This window comes from Castellaniella sp. (assembly GCF_034674885.1).
Taxonomy (GTDB): Bacteria; Pseudomonadota; Gammaproteobacteria; order Burkholderiales; family Burkholderiaceae_B; genus Castellaniella.
The window spans coordinates 63,425-81,398 of sequence record NZ_JAUCDS010000003.1 but is presented as its reverse complement, the minus strand read 5'-3'; the positions used below and the strand labels follow the sequence as shown (position 1 = coordinate 81,398).

17 protein-coding genes are annotated in these 17,974 nt (G+C 65.8%); 6 read left to right on the top strand and 11 right to left on the bottom strand.

Going from position 1 to position 17,974, the window contains the following annotated elements; translation table 11 throughout:
• Positions 1-41: 41 nt before the first annotated feature.
• The 5 genes from VDP74_RS03470 to VDP74_RS03450 form a co-directional block, all read right to left on the bottom strand.
• Positions 42-566 carry a Dps family protein gene (locus VDP74_RS03470; protein ID WP_322998232.1) on the bottom strand — a complete coding sequence of 175 codons (525 nt, stop codon included), beginning with the start codon at positions 564-566 and terminating at the stop codon, positions 42-44.
• Positions 567-663: 97 nt separating this feature from the next.
• Positions 664-1,620: a LysR substrate-binding domain-containing protein gene (locus VDP74_RS03465; RefSeq protein ID WP_322998231.1), complete on the bottom strand. Its 957-nt coding sequence runs from the start codon at positions 1,618-1,620 to the stop codon at positions 664-666.
• Between the two features lie 24 nt (positions 1,621-1,644).
• Positions 1,645-3,702, bottom strand: coding sequence for an ATP-dependent DNA helicase RecG (gene recG, locus VDP74_RS03460; RefSeq protein WP_322998230.1), 2,058 nt, complete (start codon positions 3,700-3,702; stop codon positions 1,645-1,647).
• A 14-nt stretch (positions 3,703-3,716) separates the two neighbouring features.
• Positions 3,717-4,103: a Rid family detoxifying hydrolase gene (locus VDP74_RS03455; RefSeq protein WP_322998229.1), complete on the bottom strand. Its 387-nt coding sequence runs from the start codon at positions 4,101-4,103 to the stop codon at positions 3,717-3,719.
• Positions 4,104-4,173: 70 nt separating this feature from the next.
• Positions 4,174-4,950: a ferredoxin--NADP reductase gene (locus VDP74_RS03450; RefSeq protein ID WP_322998228.1), complete on the bottom strand. Its 777-nt coding sequence runs from the start codon at positions 4,948-4,950 to the stop codon at positions 4,174-4,176.
• 268 nt (positions 4,951-5,218) lie between these two features.
• On the opposite strand from VDP74_RS03450, the gene VDP74_RS03445 reads away from it, so the two are divergent.
• From VDP74_RS03445 to VDP74_RS03435, 3 genes are read left to right on the top strand one after another with little or no spacing between them, the layout of a single operon-like run.
• Positions 5,219-6,262: an extracellular solute-binding protein gene (locus VDP74_RS03445; protein WP_322998227.1), complete on the top strand. Its 1,044-nt coding sequence runs from the start codon at positions 5,219-5,221 to the stop codon at positions 6,260-6,262.
• 11 nt (positions 6,263-6,273) lie between these two features.
• Positions 6,274-7,923: an iron ABC transporter permease gene (locus VDP74_RS03440; protein ID WP_322998226.1), complete on the top strand. Its 1,650-nt coding sequence runs from the start codon at positions 6,274-6,276 to the stop codon at positions 7,921-7,923.
• Between the two features lie 11 nt (positions 7,924-7,934).
• Positions 7,935-8,717 carry an ABC transporter ATP-binding protein gene (locus VDP74_RS03435; RefSeq protein WP_322998225.1) on the top strand — a complete coding sequence of 261 codons (783 nt, stop codon included), beginning with the start codon at positions 7,935-7,937 and terminating at the stop codon, positions 8,715-8,717.
• Between the two features lie 10 nt (positions 8,718-8,727).
• On the opposite strand, the gene ntrC is transcribed toward VDP74_RS03435, so the two are convergent.
• The 6 genes from ntrC to rph form a co-directional block, all read right to left on the bottom strand.
• Positions 8,728-10,227, bottom strand: coding sequence for a nitrogen regulation protein NR(I) (ntrC, locus tag VDP74_RS03430; RefSeq protein ID WP_322998224.1), 1,500 nt, complete (start codon positions 10,225-10,227; stop codon positions 8,728-8,730).
• The gene (gene glnL / locus VDP74_RS03425; protein WP_322998223.1) at positions 10,224-11,177 is read right to left on the bottom strand and encodes a nitrogen regulation protein NR(II); all 954 of its coding nucleotides are present in this window, start codon (positions 11,175-11,177) and stop codon (positions 10,224-10,226) included. Before glnL ends, ntrC begins: the two co-directional genes overlap by 4 nt.
• An 11-nt stretch (positions 11,178-11,188) precedes the next feature.
• The gene (gene glnA, locus VDP74_RS03420) at positions 11,189-12,601 is read right to left on the bottom strand and encodes a type I glutamate--ammonia ligase (RefSeq protein ID WP_322998222.1); all 1,413 of its coding nucleotides are present in this window, start codon (positions 12,599-12,601) and stop codon (positions 11,189-11,191) included.
• Positions 12,602-12,830: 229 nt separating this feature from the next.
• The gene (gene hemW, locus VDP74_RS03415; protein WP_322998221.1) at positions 12,831-14,051 is read right to left on the bottom strand and encodes a radical SAM family heme chaperone HemW; all 1,221 of its coding nucleotides are present in this window, start codon (positions 14,049-14,051) and stop codon (positions 12,831-12,833) included.
• Positions 14,052-14,061: 10 nt separating this feature from the next.
• Complete coding sequence (rdgB, locus tag VDP74_RS03410) at positions 14,062-14,676, bottom strand: RdgB/HAM1 family non-canonical purine NTP pyrophosphatase (RefSeq protein WP_322998220.1); 615 nt, start codon at positions 14,674-14,676, stop codon at positions 14,062-14,064.
• Positions 14,673-15,410, bottom strand: coding sequence for a ribonuclease PH (gene rph / locus VDP74_RS03405; RefSeq protein ID WP_416232923.1), 738 nt, complete (start codon positions 15,408-15,410; stop codon positions 14,673-14,675). The genes rdgB and rph overlap by 4 nt, the downstream gene beginning before the upstream one ends.
• A 92-nt stretch (positions 15,411-15,502) precedes the next feature.
• On the opposite strand from rph, the gene VDP74_RS03400 reads away from it, so the two are divergent.
• From VDP74_RS03400 to VDP74_RS03390, 3 genes are all read left to right on the top strand, one after another.
• Entirely contained in the window at positions 15,503-16,411 is a 909-nt protein-coding gene (locus VDP74_RS03400; RefSeq protein ID WP_322998218.1) for a YicC/YloC family endoribonuclease, read from the top strand.
• A 349-nt stretch (positions 16,412-16,760) separates the two neighbouring features.
• Positions 16,761-17,012: a hypothetical protein gene (locus VDP74_RS03395; RefSeq protein WP_322998217.1), complete on the top strand. Its 252-nt coding sequence runs from the start codon at positions 16,761-16,763 to the stop codon at positions 17,010-17,012.
• Positions 17,009-17,974, top strand: a complete 966-nt coding sequence (locus tag VDP74_RS03390) for a c-type cytochrome (RefSeq protein WP_322998216.1) — start codon at positions 17,009-17,011, stop codon at positions 17,972-17,974. The genes VDP74_RS03395 and VDP74_RS03390 overlap by 4 nt, the downstream gene beginning before the upstream one ends.

The window sequence follows — 17,974 nt, the reverse complement described above, 5'->3', positions numbered from 1 at the left end:
CATCCTGCTGCGAGCCAGCCGGCTCGCGCGCACGGAACCGATCAGGCCAGCAGGCTGCGCAGCATCCAGGCGTTCTTCTCGTGGATGTCCAGGCGCTGGGTCAGCAGATCGGCGGTGGGCTGATCGTTGACCGCGTCGGCGCACTGAAAGGCCTTGCGGGCAGTCTTGGCGACGGCCTCGTTGCCGGCGACCAGCAGGCGCAGCATGTCTTCGGCCGAAGGCACCGAGGTGGGTTCCTGGATGGAACTGAGGCGGGCGTATTCGGCATAGGTGCCCGGCGCGTAATGGCCCAGGGCGCGGATGCGTTCCGCGATGGCGTCCAGAGCCTGCCAGGTTTCCGTGTACTGGGTCATGAACAACTGGTGCAGGGTGCTGAACATCGGGCCCGTGACGTTCCAGTGGAAGTTGTGCGTCATCAGGTACAGCGTGTAGGTGTCGGCCAGGGTGTGGGCGAGCTCGGAGGCAACGGCGGCACGGTCCTTGTCGGAAATGCCGATGTTGATCGGCAGGCCCGAAGGGGTCGTCTGGGCTTTGGGGGACGAGGTCTTTTTGGTGGCTTTGGCCATGAAATGCTCCGTTAAGACAAGACGGTTCCAGCATAGCACGACAGACGGAGCGCTCGGCGGCGCGGGCCTTTCGCAGCGGCCCGTGTCTTGCGCCGCCTCAATCGGCGGCAGTATCGGCGGCAACGGACTCTTCCAGCATTCTGACGCCTGGCATCCCGCTGCTGCGCACCGCCTGCACCAGGGCCTCGATGGCCGCCTGTCTGGGGAAGCTTTTGCGCCAGACCAGCACGACCCGCCGATCCGGTGCCGGCGGTGCGAACGGGATGAAGCGCAGCAGCTTGCTTTCGGCGCCCTGCATCCCCAGCGCGCTGGCGGGCATCACGGTGATGCCGATGCCGGCTGCCACCATGTGCCGGATGGTTTCCAGCGACGAGCCCTCGAAGGTGCGCTGGATGCCTTCGCTGGATGCGGAATAGCGGGACAGTTCCGGGCAGACTTCCAGCACCTGGTCGCGAAAACAGTGCCCGGCCCCCAGCAGCAGCATGGTTTCTTCCTTCAGGCGCTGCGAGGCGATATGCTTTTCGTGCGCCCAGGGATGATCATGCGGTAGGGCCACATAGAATGGCTCGTCGTACAGGGCGCACTGGGCCAGCCCGGTTTCGGGCAGGGGCAAGGCGACAATGGCGCAGTCGATTTCGCCCTGGCGCAGCAGTTCCAGCAGGCGGGTTGTGTAGTTTTCCTGCAGCAGCAGCGGCATCTGTGGCGTGCGGCGGATCTGCTCAGGCACCAGATGCGGCAGCAGGTAGGGGCCGATCGTGTAGATGACGCCCACCCGCAGCGGGCCTTCCAGGGGGTCGTGGCCCTGGCGGGCGATCTCGCGCAGATTGGCGCCCTCTTCCAGGACTTTTTGCGCCTGCGTCACTACTCGCAACCCGATAGGCGTGATGCCGACTTCGGCGCCGCCACGCTCGAACAGGACCACGCCCAGTTCTTCTTCCAGCTTCCGGATCGCCACGGACAGCGTCGGCTGGCTGACGAAGCAGGCTTCGGCGGCCCGGCCGAAATGGCGTTCCCGCGCCACCGCGACGATGTATTTCAATTCGGTCAGAGTCATCAGATCCCCCTTGGTATTCTTGGTCTAACTGCGCAGGTACTGGATGGCGCCTGCCATCCAGCGCTGCTGATGGGCCCGGGCATGGTCCGGAAAATCTGCTGACAGCCAGCCGGCAGCCGCCCGCGCCTGTTCCAGCAGGTCTTCGTCGGTATTCAGATCGGCAAAACGCAGCAGCGCCTGGCCGGATTGGCGCACCCCCAGTAATTCACCCGGCCCGCGCTGGGCCAGATCGCGCCGGGCAATCTCGAAGCCATCGGTGGTTTCGTACAAGGCGCGCAGGCGCTCGCGGGCCAGGGCCGACAGCGGTGGCTGGTACAGCAGCACGCAGGTGGATTCCCGCGCGCCGCGCCCCACCCGGCCGCGCAGCTGATGCAGCTGCGCCAGGCCGAAGCGTTCGGCGTGTTCGATGATCATCAGGCTGGCATTGGGCACGTCCACCCCGACTTCGATGACGGTGGTGCTGACCAGCAGATCCAGATCGTTGCGGCGGAAGGCGGCCATGGTGTCGGCCTTCTCCTGGGCTGCCAGGCGTCCGTGCATCAGGCCGACGCGCAAGTCGGGCAATTCGGCCCGCAGGTGTTCCCAGGTATCGACAGCCGTCTGCAGCTGCAGGGCCTCGCTTTCCTCGACCAACGGGCAGACCCAGTAGGCCTGCTGCCCCTCGCGCACGGCGGCGGCCACGTGCTGCAACAGCTCATCGCGCCGCTGATCGGCGAACAGGCGGGTGCGCACGGGCGTGCGCCCCGGCGGCAGTTCGTCCAGCACGGACACGTCCATGTCGGCGAAAAAGGCCATGGCCAGCGTACGCGGAATCGGTGTGGCGCTCATGCTGAGCTGGTGAGGGACGTGCGTTGCCTGGTCGCCCTTGCGGCTGAGCGCCAGGCGCTGGCCGACGCCGAAGCGGTGCTGTTCGTCACTGATCACCAGCCCCAGCGACTGGAACTGGACCTTGTCCTGAATCAGGGCCTGTGTGCCCACCGCCAACCGTGCCTGGCCCGAGGCGATATCCTGCAGCGCCTGGCGGCGGCGGGCAGCGGGCAATGCCCCCGTCAGCCAGGCGATCGAGACCCCCAGGGGTTCGAACCATTCGGAAAATTTTCGCCACAGCTGTTCCGCCAGAATTTCCGTCGGCGCCATGACGGCCACCTGGGCGCCCGCGTCGACCGCCTGCGCGGCAGCCCAGGCTGCCACCAGGGTCTTGCCGCTGCCCACGTCGCCCTGCAGCAGGCGGTGCATGGGGTGAGCGCAGCGCAGATCGGCCTGGATATCGGCCATGGCGCGGGCCTGCGCGGCGGTGGGACGGAACGGCAAGGCGGCCAGCAATTGGCGGCCCAGGTGCCCTTTGTCCAGCAGGGGCAGGCTGCGCTGCGCGCGCCGGCTGGCCCGGGCATCGGCCAGCGCCAGCTGCTGGGCCAGCAATTCGTCGAATTTGATGCGCCGCCAGGCGGGGTGTTCGTGTTCGGCCAGCGATGCCAGAGAAATGTCGGGACCGGGATGGTGCAGCAGGCGCAGGGAAGCCTCGAAATCCGCCAGTTCGTACTTCTGGCGCACGGCATCTGGCAAGGTGTCGCGCAGATCGGCCTGGTCCAGCGCCTGGCCGATGGCCCTGCGCAGGCTGACCTGCGACAGTCCCTGGGTCGTGGAGTAGACCGGCGTCAATGTGTCGGGCAGCGGAGTGCCTGGCTCGGACACCAGGGGGTGGATCATTTCCAGGCCCTGATAGCCCATGCGCACTTCTCCCCGGATGCGCACCCGGCGCCCTGGCTGCAGGCGCGCCTGCTGACCGGGATAGACGTGCAGCCAACGCAGCTGCATCTGACCGGTGCCATCCGAGAGCGTGGCCTGCAATTCGCGGCGTGGCCGCAGCCGGATATCGCTGTCGATGATGTCGCCCTCGAACAGGGCGTGCGTCCCCGGACGAGCCTGGGCCACTGGAGTGACGCGGGTTTCGTCTTCGTAGCGCAGGGGCAGATGCACGATGAAATCCGCCGGGGTGCGCAAGCCCAGGCGCTCGAAGAGGCGCGCCTGCCGGGTGCCTGCGGGCTTGGCTGGACGTTCGCCCGCCGAGGGGCGTGGGGCCATCGGGCGCGGCCCGATCAGAGCGCCAGGATGGCTTCGACCTCGAACTGGGCGCCCTTGGGCAGGCTGGCGACACCGATGGTGGACCGCGCCGGATAAGGCTGGGGGATGATTTCCGCCATGATGGCATTGGCACTGGCGAACTTGCTGAGATCCGTCAGGAACAGCGTCAGTTTGACGATATTGTCCAGCGAACCGCCAGCAGCTTCGATGACGGCTTGCATATTGGCGAAGGACTGGCGCACCTGGCCTTCGAAGTTCTCTGATACCAGTTCGCCGGTGCCGGGTTCCAGGCCGATCTGCCCGGACAGGAAGACCAGCCGACTCGAGGTCGTGGCCACTGCCTGGGAATAAGGACCCACGGCGGCCGGGGCCGAGTCGGAGTGAACGATTTCCTTGCTCATGATGGACTTCCCTGAATGAATTTCATAACTATCAGAGTTTACAGATCAATAGCAAAAAATAAAAGGTGGCTTATTTTTCAGCGAACGCACGTTCGAAGACGTAATCGCCCGGCTCGCCCACTCCCGGCGAGACAACGAAACCCCGGGCATCCAGCATGGCGCGGATGTCCGTCAGCATGGCCGGGCTGCCGCAGATCATGGCGCGGTCGGTCGCCGGATCCAGGGGCGGCAGGCCGATGTCCCGGAAGATCTGGCCGCTTTCCACCAGCGTCGTCAAGCGGCCCTGATGGGCGTAGGGCTCGCGCGTGACGGTCGGGTAATACACGAGTTTGTCGCGCACCAGTTCGCCCAGGAACTCGTCCTGGGGCAAGCCGCGGTTTATGTAGTCGGCATAGGCCAGTTCGCTGATGAAGCGCACGCCATGCATCAGCACGATCTTGTCGAAGCGGTCGTAGACGTCCGGGTCCTTGATGATGCTCATGAAAGGGGCCAGGCCGGTGCCCGTGGCGAACAGATACAGGTGGCGCCCAGGCTTCAGGTCGTCGACGACCAGGGTGCCGACCGGTTTCTTGCTGACCAGCACGGCGTCGCCCGGCTGCAGGTGTTGCAGGCGCGAGGTCAGCGGGCCGTTGGGGACCTTGATGCTGAAGAATTCCAGATTGTCTTCGTGGTTGGCGCTGGCGATGCTGTAGGCGCGCATCAGGGGCTTGCCTTCTACTTCCAGACCGATCATGACGAAGTGGCCGTTGTGGAAACGCAGGCCGGGGTCGCGCGTGGTCTTGAAGGAGAACAGCGTGTCGTTCCAGTGGTGCACGCTGAGGACTTGTTCGGAAATGAAGGCGGCCATGACGAGGGTCGATTGGAATTCGGTGATCAGATGAGGGAAATAGTACGGCGCATGCCCTGAAAAACAAAGACAACCCCGATGGGTTCAAGGGTTTTCTTGATTTGGCGCAAGACCGTGCACAGACGGCGGGCGACAAGGGCTGCTCAGGCCCGTATTGTAACGCGTGCCGCTTGCTTAAAATCAGCTGACATGCTAATTTTCCGTGCTAATTTTGATAATCATTATCATTCACTTGAGAATTTTCTCTAATCTACGGAATCCAGCGACCATGAAACCTCGTTCCAGCTCTTTTTCCCTCGTCCGCCGGCTGGGCCTGTGGGCCGCCACTCTCCCCCTGCTGACTGGGGGCGCCGTCCTGGCTTCCGAAGTCAATCTCTACACCACGCGTGAACCCAAGCTGGTCGAGCCACTGCTGGCGGCCTTCTCCAAGGATACCGGCGTCAAGGTCAATACCGTCTTCATCAAGGACGGTCTGCTGGAACGCGTGCGCACCGAAGGCGCGCAGTCGCCAGCCGACGTCCTCATGACCGTGGACATCGGCAATCTGCTGGACCTGGTGGACGGCGAAGTGACCCAGGCCGTCCAGTCCACGACGCTGGAAACCGCCATCCCCGCCAATCTGCGCGGGGCCGACGGCCAATGGTTCACGCTGTCGCTGCGCGATCGCGTCGCCTATGTAGCCAAGGACCTGGACGTCAAGGCCCTGAACTATGAAGACCTGGCCGACCCGCGCTGGAAAGGCAAGGTCTGCATCCGTTCGGGCCAGCATCCCTACAACACCGCGCTGATCGCCGCCATGATCGCCCACGACGGCGCCGAGGCGACCGAACAATGGCTGCGGGGCATGAAGGCCAACCTGGGTCGCGCCGCCACCGGAGGCGACCGGGACGTGGCGCGCGACATCCTGGGCGGAATCTGCGACGTAGGCATCGCCAATGCCTACTATGCCGGCCACATGAAGAACGCAGCACCTGACACCGACGCCCGCCGCTGGGGCGATGCGATCCGCGTCATCCGCCCGACCTTCAAGGGCTCCCAGGGCACGCACGTCAATATTTCCGGCGCTTCGGTGGCCCGCCATGCGCCGCACCGCGCCGAAGCCGTCCAGCTGCTCGAATACCTGGTCTCGGACAAGGCCCAGAGCCTGTATGCCCAGGCCAACTACGAATACCCGGTCAAGGCCGGCGTGAAGCTGGACCCCACGGTCGAGAGCTTCGGGCCGCTGCAGATTGATTCCCTGCCCTTGGCCGAGATCGCCCGCCATCGCAAACAAGCCAGCGAACTGGTCGACCGCGCTGGCCTGAGCCAATAGGCGCGCAACCCATGTCGGCGCCGGATTTTCGGTCCTGGCCGTGGCATGCCGGCATGATGGCGGCGGCGCTGGCGGTGCTGGCGCCGGTGCTGGCGCTGGTCGGCCAGGCGACCCAGGGCAGCGGCGCCCACTGGCACCACCTGCTGCAGTTCGTGCTGCCCGGCGTGCTGGGTCAGACTCTGCTGCTCCTGGCCGGCGTAGGCCTGTTGGCCGCTGCGCTGGGCGTGGGCGCGGCGTGGCTGGTGACGGCCTACGATTTTCCGGGGCGGGCCATCCTGTCCTGGGGGTTGCTGCTGCCGCTGGCCGTGCCGACCTACATCGTCGCCTACGCCTACCTGGATATCCTGCACCCCATCGGCCCCGTCCAGGAGGCCGTCCGGGCCCTGCTGGGCTATTCCAGCCCACGTGAATTCCGCCTGCCCGACGCGCGAGGCCTGCCGGGCGCCATCGTCCTGCTGGCCTTCGTGCTGTACCCCTACGTCTATCTGACGACCCGCAGCATGTTCGCCAACCAGGCGGCCCACCTGATGGAAGCCGCCCGGCTGCTTGGCCACGGCCCCTGGGCATCGTTCGTACGAGTGGCCTTGCCCATGGCCAGGCCGGCCATTGCCGTCGGCCTGTGCCTGGTCTTGCTGGAAACCCTGAACGACATCGGGGCCTCCGAATTCCTGGGGGTCCAGACGCTGACGGTGGCCATCTATACCACCTGGATCACCCGATCCGATCTGGCCGGGGCCGCGCAGATCGCCCTGGTAGCCCTGGCGCTGGTAACGGCGCTGATCACCATCGAACGCCACGGACGCCGCCGCCTGCGTTATACCGGCAGCCGGCGTGGCGCCGCCATCCGGCCCCACCGGCTGCGGGGCTCGGCCGGATGGCTGGCAAGCGCGCTGTGCCTGATGCCGATCCTGATCGGCTTCGTCGCGCCGGCCGGCTATCTGCTGGCACTGACGCTGGAACGCCTGGGGGCCGGGCTGTGGCCCTCGGCCGCCCTGCTGCGCGCCGCCTGGCAGACACTGGGCGTGTCTGCGGCCGCCACCGCGATCGCCCTGGCCGTCGGCCTGACCGTGGTCTGGAGCCGCCGCATCATGCACCGCGTCCCGGCGTGGCTGCGCGCCGTGCCTCGGCTGGCCACCCTGGGCTACGCCCTGCCCGGCACCGTGTTGGCCATCGGCCTGCTGTTCCCGGTCATGGCCCTCGAACACGGCCTGGCCTGGCTGCGCGCCACAGTGGGCCTGAACCCTGCAGGACTGATCCTGCTGGGCACGCCGCTGGCGTTGGCGCTAGCCTATGTCATCCGCTTCCTGACCATCCCGGTGGGCACGCTGGAATCGGGCCTGGAGCGTATTCCCGCCTCGTTCGAGCAGGCGGCCCGCCTGCTGGGCGAGAATGTTCATGGCACGCTGCGGCGCGTCCATCTGCCGCTGCTGCGGCCCGCCCTGGTCGCATCGGCGCTGCTCGTCTTCGTCGATGCCATGAAAGAACTGCCGGCCACCCTGCTGCTGCGGCCCCTGAACTTCGACACGCTGGCGACGTGGCTGTACGGCGAGGCGGCCCGAGGCACCTACGAGGAAGGCGCCATCGCCGCCCTGGGCATCGTGGCCGCCGGGCTGATCCCCGTGCTGATCCTGGCCCGCCTGCTGGACCGCCCGACTTCCTGAGACCTGACGATATGCTGGAACTCGACCACATTTCCCTGAGCTACGCCGCCGACTGCGGCCGGAACACCGTGCTGCGCGGCCTGGACCTGTCGCTGGACAGCGGCCAGATCGCCTGCCTGCTGGGTGCCTCGGGCTGCGGCAAGACCAGCGTGCTGCGGGCCATCGCGGGCTTTGAGCCGCTGGACCAGGGCGCAATCCGCCTCAACGGCTGCCTGCTGTCCGGTCCGGATACCTGCGTCGCCCCCGAGCACCGCCGCGTAGGCATGATGTTTCAGGACTATGCCTTGTTTCCCCACCTGACCATTGCCGCCAACGTGGGCTTCGGCCTGCGCCGGGAATCGCCCGACAAACGCCGGCAGCGCGTGCGCGAGATGCTGGACCTGGTGGGCATGAACGGCCTGGACGAACGGTACCCCCATGAACTGTCCGGCGGACAGCAGCAGCGCATCGCCCTGGCCAGGGCCTTGGCCCCCGAACCGGCTTTGCTCCTGCTGGACGAGCCGTTCTCGAATCTGGATGTGGATGCGCGGGAACGATTGGCGTTCGAATTGCGCGATCTGCTCAAGGCCGCTGGACGCACTGCGCTGGTGGTGACGCACAATCAGGCCGAAGCATTTGCCGTGGCCGACCGGATCGGCATTCTGCAGGCAGGCCGGCTGATCCAATGGGCGACGCCCTACGACACCTACCACCACCCGGCGACGCCCGAGATCTCTTCGTTCGTCCGCCGCGAGGCCTTGCTGGCCCAGCGCACCCAGGCCTGCCTGCGCGGCGCGCCGCCCGCTGCCGCCTGATCGGTTGGTCTCAGGCGTCTGCTCCGGGCGGGACGTCGTCCAGACCCAGTTCCTGGCATTTACGCGTCAGCGTATTGCGACCGATGCCCAGGATCAGGGCGGCCCGCCCTCGCTGACCATCCGCTTGCGCCAGGGCCTGGCGCAGCAGCACGCGTTCGAAGTCCTTGCGCAGTGATTCCATCAGATCGGGTTCGCGCCGTTGCAACCGAGCCAGCACCTCGTCAGCCAGAACCGCGCGCCAGTCGGTCAGTGCTCGTACCGGAGACGCCATGGGCGCAGCGCCTGCGCTCGCCAGGATCTCGGGCGGCAGGTCCTGCGCCTGCACCTGCGGGCTGGCCGTCATGACGGTGAGCCACTGGCAGATGTTCTCCAACTGGCGGATGTTGCCAGGGTAGCCGAAGCGTTGCAGAGCCAGAAGCGCATCGGAGCCCAGGGACCGGACTGGCACGCTCAGTTGAGCAGCGCTGCGCGCCAGGAAATGATGCGCCAGGCGTTCGATGTCCTCGGGCCGCTCGCGCAGCGGCGGCAGGCGCAATCGGATCACGTTCAGGCGGTGAAACAGGTCAGCTCGAAACAGGCCGGCCTGCACGCGGTCTTCCAGGGGCTGATGGGTAGCTGCCACGATCCGCACGTCAACCTGCATCGCACGGCTGCCGCCCACCCGGTAGAAGCTGTTTTCAGCCAGCACGCGCAGCAGCCGCGTCTGCAGTTCGGCTGGCATGTCGCCGATCTCATCCAGGAACAGCGTGCCGCCGTCGGCCTCTTCGAACCGCCCTCTACGCATCTGCACGGCGCCGGTGAAGGCGCCGCGTTCGTGTCCGAACAATTCGGCTTCCAGCAGATCGCGGGGAATGGCAGCCGCATTGACGGCCACGAATGGCCCTGCCGCCCGACGGCTGTGCTGGTGCAGTGCACGCGCCACCAGTTCCTTGCCGGTCCCCGATTCGCCGGTGATGAGCACGGTGGCGCTGGACTGAGCCAGGCGCCCGATGGCGCGAAAGACCTCCTGCATGGCGGGCGAGCGGGACGGCAGCATGGTCTCTTCACCTGCCGGGTCGGCCTCGGCCTGGACTCTCGCGGCTGGCGCCGGCGATCCGGACTGCTGCGCCGGGGACTGGTCCGCTGCAGCCCTCGAACGGCCCGCACGATCAGCCAGAGCCACGGCAGCCTGGATGTCGAAGGGCTTGGCCAGGTAATCGAAGGCACCCTGGGAAAAAGCGGCCACCGTGGTTTCCAGATCGGTATAGGCCGTCATCAGGATGACGGGCAGATCGGGCAGCGCCATGTGGACGCGCGCCAGCACGCCAAAGCCGTCCATCCCGGGCATGCGCACGTCGGACATCAGCACCGCCGGGGTGCGCGGGTCCGCCGAGCCGTCCAGCTCGTCCAGGGCCGCCAGCAAGGCCGCCCCCTCGGCGAAGGAACGGACTGCCCAACCGGCCTTGTCCAGGGCGCGTTCCAGCACCCAGCGCATGCCGGGCTCGTCGTCCAGTATCCAGATGGATCTCATGCTGTCTCCAGGGGCAGCAGCAGGCGGAATTCGGTATGGCCAGGCCGGGAATCGAATTCCAGCAAGCCGCCGTGCAGTTGCAGGCACGCCTGCGCCAGATTCAGTCCCAGTCCGGTGCCCTGAGCGCGCCCAGTGACCAGCGGATGAAAAAGCTTGTCCTGCAGCGCCGCCGGCACGCCTGGGCCGTTGTCGGCCACGGCGATCATCAGCGCCATGCGGTGCCGGGTGCGCAGGAACACCGGCTGATGGACGATGCGTGTGCGCAGCCGCAGCGTGGGTGATTCGATGCCTGGTGTCTCGGTCAGCGCCTGCGCCCCATTGCGCGCCACGTTCAGCAAGGCCTGCAGCAGACGGTCTCGGTCAGCGACGATGTCGGGTACGGATGTGTCGTAATCGCGTACCAGGGACAGCTGGCCGCCGAATTCCAGCTCTACCAGGGCCAGCGCCCGTTCACAAATCTCGTGTACGTTGAAGCACTGCGGTTCGATGTCCTGGCGCTGCGGCGATACCAGCCGGGCGACCAGGTCCGCCAGGCGGTCGGCTTCTTCGATGATGACCTGGGTGTAATCGCGCAGATCGGCGCGCGGCAGTTCCATGTCCAGCAACTGGGCAGCCGCCCTCAGGCCAGCCAGCGGGTTGCGGACTTCGTGGGCCAGGTTGCGCAGGGTTTCACGCTGCGCCGCCTGCCCCGCCAGGGCCTGCTGCTGGTCGTCCAGGCGGGCTGCCTGGTGCACGGGGATCTCGACCAGGCAGGCCCAGGGTTGCCCGGACAAGGGTGTCTTGAGTACGCTAGTCAGGTTGTCCAGGTACGGATCCAGCACCTGGCCCGTCAACTGCCGCCGGGACAATCCCAGCAGCTCTTCGGCCGCGCCGTTGGCGTAGGCGATCCGTCCGGATTCATCGAGCAGCAAGACCGCAGTCTGCAGCAGTTCGAAGCCGGACGGGTCCATCGCCAGGCCCCTTACAGGGTGTAGTACATGTCGAATTCGACCGGATGCGGCGTCACGCGCAGGCGATTGAGTTCGTTTTCCTTCAGGTTCAGGTAGGCGTCCAACAGATCGTTGCTGAACACACCGCCGCGCGTCAGGAATTCGCGGTCGCGATCCAGGGCCTCCAGGGCCTGTTCCAGGGACGAGCACACCGTGGGGATCTTGGCGTCTTCTTCCGGCGGCAGATCGTACAGGTTCTTGTCGGCCGGATCGCCCGGGTGAATCTTGTTCTGCACGCCGTCCAGGCCCGCCATCATCAGCGCCGAGAACGCCAGGTAGGGATTGGCCAGGGGATCGGGGAAGCGGGATTCGACCCGGCGAGCCTTGGGGTTGCTGACGTAGGGGATGCGGATCGATGCCGAGCGATTGCGGGCCGAATACGCCAGCTTCACCGGGGCCTCGTAGTGCGGCACAAGACGTTTGTAGGAGTTCGTGCCCGGGTTGGTGATGGCATTCAGGGCGCGGGCGTGATGGATGATGCCGCCAATGTAGTACAGCGCGAATTCCGACAACCCGCCGTAGCCATTGCCGGCAAACAGATTCTGGCCGTCTTTCCAGATGGACTGGTGGACGTGCATGCCCGAACCGTTGTCGCCGACGACGGGCTTGGGCATGAAGGTAGCGGTCTTGCCGTAGACGTGGGCGACGTTGCGGATCACGTACTTCATGATTTGCGTCCAGTCGGCACGCTGCACCAGCGTGGAGAAGCGCGTGCCGATTTCCAGCTGGCCGCAGTTCGCGACCTCGTGGTGGTGGACCTCGACGGGCACGCCCATCTGTTCCATCAGCAGGCACATTTCGGAGCGCATGTCGGCAAAGGAATCGATCGGCGGCACGGGCACGTAGCCGCCCTTGACGGCCGGGCGATAACCCTGGTTGGTGCCATTGGCATCGTCTGCATTGGACCAGGCGCCTTCGTTGGAGCGGATCTTGACGAAACTGCCTGCCATGTCCGAATTCCAGCTGATGCCGTCGAACACGAAAAACTCGGGTTCCGGGCCGAAATAGGCGGTGTCGCCCAGGCCACTGGACTTCAGGTAGGCCTCGGCGCGGCGCGCCAGGGATCGCGGGTCGCGGTCGTAGCCTTTCAGGTCGGACGGCTCGACCACGTCGCAAGTCAGGATCAGCGTGCTTTCCTCGCGGAAGGGATCCATGCGCGCCGTGGCGGCGTCCGGGACCAGGATCATGTCCGAGGCCTCGATGCCCTTCCAGCCCGGCAGCGATGAGCCATCGAAGGCCACGCCCGATTCCATGCGGTCTTCGTCGACCTGGCTGGCGGGAACCGTCAGGTGGTGTTCCCGACCCAGGGTATCGGTAAAGCGGAAATCCACGAACGCGACTTCGCGTTCGGCAATCATCTGGACGACGTTTTCAGGGGTGGACATACAGGCTCCTGCGCCAAAAGGATAAGAAGAAAATCAAGCCTGGGGCTTTGTCATGGTTAGCGGCATTCCTGCCGTCGATAAAGCTTAAGCAAATGCCGTGCCAGGTTTTTGGCACAAAGCCTGTCCCCAGATTTGCACGGCACTGAGGAACGTCATGGACGATATTTTCTCGTATGAGCAACTGAAAACGCACCAAATAGGTGCATATTTTAGAGCACAACGCACCATGTCAGGGCAGAAATTCCATCTGCAGGTCGTTCAGAAAGCGCCAGCCCTGCGGCGTGGCCTGCACCCGTTCCAGGCCGGGCATCAACAGGCCGCGATCCACGGCTCTTTGCATGGCCGGCAGAATGGACATCAGCGACAGGCCGGTGCGTTCGATGAACAGGCCGCCTTCGACCCCGCGCTTCAGGCGCAGCGCATTGAGCATGAACTCGAAGCCCAGGTCGGCGTGGCCAAGTTCGCGCTGTTCGACGATGTGCTTGCCGGTGTGTTCCTGGGCCAGCCGCATCCAGGCGTCCGGCATGCGCGCGCGGGCCTGGCGGATGATGCGATTCTGAAAGGAGATCTTGGAGTGCGCTCCGGGGCCGATGCCCAGATAGTCGCCGAACTGCCAGTAGTTCATGTTGTGCAGGCATTCCTGACCCTGGCGTGCATAGGCGGAGACCTCGTAGCGGTCGAAGCCCGCCGCCTGCGCCAGTTCCGCCACGCGGTCCTGCATGACGGCGCTTTGTTCGTCGTCCGGCAGGCGCGGTGGATACTTGGCAAAGACCGTGTTGGGTTCCAGCGTCAGGTGATATAGCGACAGATGCCCGGTCTGGAAGGCCAGTGCCTCGCGCAGGTCTTGTTCGCATTGTTCCAGCGTCTGCTGCGGCAGGGCGAACATCAGGTCCAGATTGACTCGATCCACGGCCTGTTGGGCCATGCCGATGGCCGCGCGGGCCTGAGCGGCGTCATGGATGCGGCCCAGGCGCTTGAGCTTGTCGTCGTCGAAGCTCTGGATACCCAGCGAAATCCGGTTGACGCCCGCCTGTGCATAGCCCCGGAAACGTCCAGCCTCGGCCGTGCCGGGATTGGCCTCCAGGGTGATTTCCGCATCCGGCGCCAGGCTGAGCGTAGCCCGCAGCAGGCTGATGATCTGGTCGATGGCGTCGGCCGACAGCAGGCTGGGCGTGCCGCCGCCGAAGAACACGGTGGACACCGGCCGCCCCCACACGTCGGGAATGGCCTGTTCCAGATCCGCCTGCAAGGCCTGCAGATAGGCCTGTTCCGGGAGATCCCCCTGCCGTTCGTGCGAATTGAAGTCGCAATATGGGCATTTGTGCACGCACCAGGGCACGTGCACGTAGACGGACAGCGGCGGCAAGGCCGCCAGCCCCGGCTTGCCCCGGACGGCGGGCCGGCCATCGCCTTGCGATTCGGCCTGTGGAACACGCACCAGCTTTTTCATGAGTCGACCTTCAGGATTGCGAACCGGCGTATTCGCCGTGCAGCGCCTGCAGCAACTGGCGCAGAGCCCGCGCCCGGTGGCTGAGCTGGTTCTTCTGTTCCAGCGGCAGCTCGGCAGCGCTCATGCCCAGGTCCGGCAGGTAGAAATAGGGATCGTAGCCAAAACCATTGGTGCCCCGGGGTTCGGCCAGGACTTCGCCGTCCCAGCTGCCTTCGACCACGATGGGGCGCGGATCGTCGGCGCTGCGGACATACACCAGGACTGCGACGTAGCAACCCCGTCGGTCCGCCTGGCCCGCCATGTCGGCCACCAGCCGGGCATTGTTGGCCGCATCCGAACGCGAGCCGTCGGCCGTCATGGCATAGCGCGCGGAATGCACGCCGGGGGCCCCGCCCAGGGCGCGGACGCACAGACCAGAATCGTCGGCCAGCGCAGGCAGTCCGGTGGTTCGGCTGGCATGCCGCGCCTTGGCCAGGGCATTTTCAACAAAGGTTTCGAAGGGTTCGTCAGCCTCGGACACCCCCAGGGCGCCCTGAGGCACCATCTCGATTCCGGCCGCAGCCAGGCTGACCGAAAATTCCTTGAGCTTGCCGGGATTGTTGGACGCGAGCACGACGCGGATCATTGCGCAGACTCCAGCGCGCCGGATTGAGCCCGGATCAACTGGCGGATGCCGCCATCGGCCAGGTCCAGCAGGGCCTCGAGCTGCTGGCGCCGGAAACTGCCGCCCTCGCCCGTGCCCTGCACCTCGACGAAATCGCCCGCATCGGTCATGACGACGTTCATGTCGGTATCGCAGCCGGAATCTTCGGCATAGTCCAGATCCAGGACAGCCGCACCACCGACCAGCCCCACGGAAACGGCCGCCACCTGACCGCGCAAGGGGTTGGCTGCCAGCAGCCCTCGGGCCTGCAGGCCGCGCACGGCCAGGGCCGCCGCCAGCCAGGCGCCGGTGATGCTGGCGCAGCGCGTACCGCCGTCAGCCTGCAGCACGTCGCAGTCCAGCTGCACGGTGCGTTCGCCCAGGGCGCCCAGATCGAAGACCGCCCGCAGGCTGCGGCCGATCAGGCGCTGGATTTCCTGGGTACGGCCGCTTTGCTTGCCCCGGGCAGCCTCGCGCTCGCCCCGGGTGTGCGTGGCGCGAGGCAACATGCCATATTCGGCCGTGACCCAGCCCTGCCCTTTGCCCTTCAGGAACGGTGGCACCTTTTCCAGCACGCTGGCGGTGCACAGGACACGGGTGTCGCCCATGCAAGCCAGCACGGATCCTTCGGCGTGACGCGTATAGCCGGTCAGCAGCTGGACGGGACGCAAGGCGTCGGCGGCGCGCCCGGAGGGTCGGGCGGCTGGGGTGGACAAGGGGGATTCGGACATGAATGAAGTTCCAGGCTGGGGAGCGGATGGCTCAGACTACAATGACGCCCTTATTGTAGAGAATCCCGAGACCCCCGATGATCCGTAGCATGACCGCCTATGGCGCGAGCCGTCTGGAAGCTGCACAAGGCGCCCTGGCTGTTGAGGTGCGCAGCGTCAACAACCGTTTTCTGGATCTGAGCCTGCGCGTCCCCGAAGACCTGCGTTTTGCCGAAGGCGCAGTCCGGGATCTGGTCGGCCGCCACGCGCTGCGCGGCAAGATCGAGGTCAAGATCAGCTACGGCCTGACGGAACAGAACGTACCCCGCCCCTTCGACGAAGCGGCTGTCCAGTCGCTGGCCGAGCAGCTGGCCTGGGCGCGTCGCCACATCCCGGACCTGCCCGCGCCCACGCTGGCCGAACTGCCACGCGAAGGCCTGGCCCGCAGCGGCCTGGATGCGGACGTCTGGCTGCCGCTGTGCGAACAGGCCTGCTCCCAGGCCCTGCAGGAATTCCAATCCGCCCGCGAACGCGAAGGCGCTCGACTGGCCCAGGCCATGCTGCAGATGGCCGATGACATCGTGCGCATCGTCGATCAGGTCGAAGTCGAACTGCCCGCGCTGGTGCAGCAGCACCAGGACCGCATTGCACAGCGGCTGCGCGAGGCGCTGATCGCTGCCAGCCCGGACGGTTTCGCCGCCATCAGCGGCGCTGAACTGACCGCCCGCATTGCTCAGGAAGCCAGCCTGTTCGGGCTGCGCGTGGACGTAGCCGAGGAACTCACCCGCCTGCGATCCCACCTGCAGGAATTGCGCGACATCCTGGGGGGCACCCATGCATCGACCAGGCGCGGCAGCGGCAAACGCCTGGATTTCCTGTTCCAGGAAATGAACCGCGAGGCCAATACACTGGGCTCCAAGGCAGCAGCCCTGACCGTCACCCAGGCGGCCATCGACCTGAAGCTGCTGATCGAGCAGATGCGCGAGCAGGCGCAGAACATTGAATAACAAATGCGGGCGCTGCCGACCCGCACGCAAGGATGGGTACAGCGGCCGATCCAGGCCGGGTTCCAGCGAAACTGCTGGAAAATCCCTGTTTCATTGCATACTTGATGCGCATTAAGGCTGTTCGCCTGCAACTCTGATAGCGATGCCCTGCAATCGCAGGGCGACATCCCCTGCCCGCGCAGTTCATGTGCTGCTGCCTGCGGCTATGCAACATCCAGATCCAACATTCGTTGCCATCCAAGACAAACAGACAACACCCGGTCTCCTTCCTCGCAGTAAGGGCTTCACCGCCTCGTGCGCTCCATCTTTCTAGACTGGATCCGCCATTCAGCCTGAAAGGGAGGGAACCATGGCACAGCGAGTGATTGATCTGGTCTTATCCGCCATTGCCGGTCTGGTCAGCGTCCTGCTGTCCTGGCCATACTGGCGCACCTTCAGCTATTGGGCCGAGTCCCCCGGCATGTGGGGGCTGTATTTCGTCCTGGGCTTCATCTTGGCGGTCTACGTGTTCTATGTATTCCTGGGCAGCCTGCGCACGCTGTTCCTGCACGACTCCCAGGGCCGCGACGCGGCACCCGTCTCCCAGGAGGACCGGCCATGAGCTGCCTGAACGGAACCGATTGCCGGGAAGGCGCCAAACGCCGCACTGCGCTCGCGATCCTGGCCCTGATGCTGGCCATTTTCCTGATCTTGTCTGTCTGGTCCTTCCTGCCTTCGCGCAAGCAGACCATCCCCTCGGCGGTCAGCTACGGTGAAGCCGACGCCGTGCAGGGCAAGCGCGTCTTCCAGGCCTACAACTGCATGGGGTGCCACACCATCGTCGGCAACGGGGCCTACTTGGGCCCGGACCTGACTCGTATCTACGCCGAAGCGGGCCCGGCCTGGCTGGCAGCCTTCCTGCCCTCGGCCGGAGGCTGGCCCACCCAGGCTGCCGTACAGGCCCAATTGCAAAACGCCGTGGTTCAGAAGGAAGCCGGTGCGACAGACGCACAGGGCTATCTCCGGCACTATCCGGGAGCTGCCGAACGCATCCAGCAGCGTGGCGGCCAGCACACGCTGATGCCCAATCTGCCTCTGCAGGCATCGGAAATCGCCGGACTGATCGCCTTCCTGAAATACACCTCCGCCATGGATACGGAGGGCTGGCCGCCCAAGCCGCGCGAGGGCCGCCGCCTGCCCGCAATCGCGCTGGCTGGTCAAGCAGCCGTACAGGGCCCGGCATCGACATCCGGCGCCCATGAGCAGGCCGCAGCGCCCGCCGAGGCGAACTCCAGCCCTGTCGCGCTGGGTCGAAAACTGGTCGGCGACCTGGGATGCGTGGCCTGCCACGCGTCCGACCAGAAACGCCTGGTCGGCCCGGGATGGGGCGGTCTGGCGGGGTCCAAGGTCGAATTGGCCGACGGAAGCACGGTGACGGCTGACGATGCCTATCTGGTCGAATCCATCCGCCGACCGGATGCCCGGATCGTGGCGGGCTATCCGCCAGGCGTGATGCCGCCCTACGACACGCTGATCAACGAATCCGACATGAAGGCCATCGTGGCCTATCTGCGCAGCCTTTGA

Excerpts from the sequence above, each read along its gene's own strand:
- glnL (WP_322998223.1), bottom strand. The coding sequence starts at position 11,177 with ATGGACCCGTCCGGCTTCGAACTGCTGCAGACTGCGGTCTTGCTGCTC.
- VDP74_RS03455 (WP_322998229.1), bottom strand. The coding sequence starts at position 4,103 with ATGAGCAAGGAAATCGTTCACTCCGACTCGGCCCCGGCCGCCGTGGGT.
- glnA (WP_322998222.1), bottom strand. The coding sequence starts at position 12,601 with ATGTCCACCCCTGAAAACGTCGTCCAGATGATTGCCGAACGCGAAGTC.
- ntrC (WP_322998224.1), bottom strand. The coding sequence starts at position 10,227 with ATGAGATCCATCTGGATACTGGACGACGAGCCCGGCATGCGCTGGGTG.
- VDP74_RS03465 (WP_322998231.1), bottom strand. The coding sequence starts at position 1,620 with ATGACTCTGACCGAATTGAAATACATCGTCGCGGTGGCGCGGGAACGC.
- recG (WP_322998230.1), bottom strand. The coding sequence starts at position 3,702 with ATGGCCCCACGCCCCTCGGCGGGCGAACGTCCAGCCAAGCCCGCAGGC.
- VDP74_RS03435 (WP_322998225.1), top strand. The coding sequence starts at position 7,935 with ATGCTGGAACTCGACCACATTTCCCTGAGCTACGCCGCCGACTGCGGC.
- VDP74_RS03400 (WP_322998218.1), top strand. The coding sequence starts at position 15,503 with ATGATCCGTAGCATGACCGCCTATGGCGCGAGCCGTCTGGAAGCTGCA.
- hemW (WP_322998221.1), bottom strand. The coding sequence starts at position 14,051 with ATGAAAAAGCTGGTGCGTGTTCCACAGGCCGAATCGCAAGGCGATGGC.
- VDP74_RS03445 (WP_322998227.1), top strand. The coding sequence starts at position 5,219 with ATGAAACCTCGTTCCAGCTCTTTTTCCCTCGTCCGCCGGCTGGGCCTG.
- rdgB (WP_322998220.1), bottom strand. The coding sequence starts at position 14,676 with ATGATCCGCGTCGTGCTCGCGTCCAACAATCCCGGCAAGCTCAAGGAA.
- VDP74_RS03390 (WP_322998216.1), top strand. The coding sequence starts at position 17,009 with ATGAGCTGCCTGAACGGAACCGATTGCCGGGAAGGCGCCAAACGCCGC.
- VDP74_RS03470 (WP_322998232.1), bottom strand. The coding sequence starts at position 566 with ATGGCCAAAGCCACCAAAAAGACCTCGTCCCCCAAAGCCCAGACGACC.
- VDP74_RS03395 (WP_322998217.1), top strand. The coding sequence starts at position 16,761 with ATGGCACAGCGAGTGATTGATCTGGTCTTATCCGCCATTGCCGGTCTG.
- VDP74_RS03440 (WP_322998226.1), top strand. The coding sequence starts at position 6,274 with ATGTCGGCGCCGGATTTTCGGTCCTGGCCGTGGCATGCCGGCATGATG.
- VDP74_RS03450 (WP_322998228.1), bottom strand. The coding sequence starts at position 4,950 with ATGGCCGCCTTCATTTCCGAACAAGTCCTCAGCGTGCACCACTGGAAC.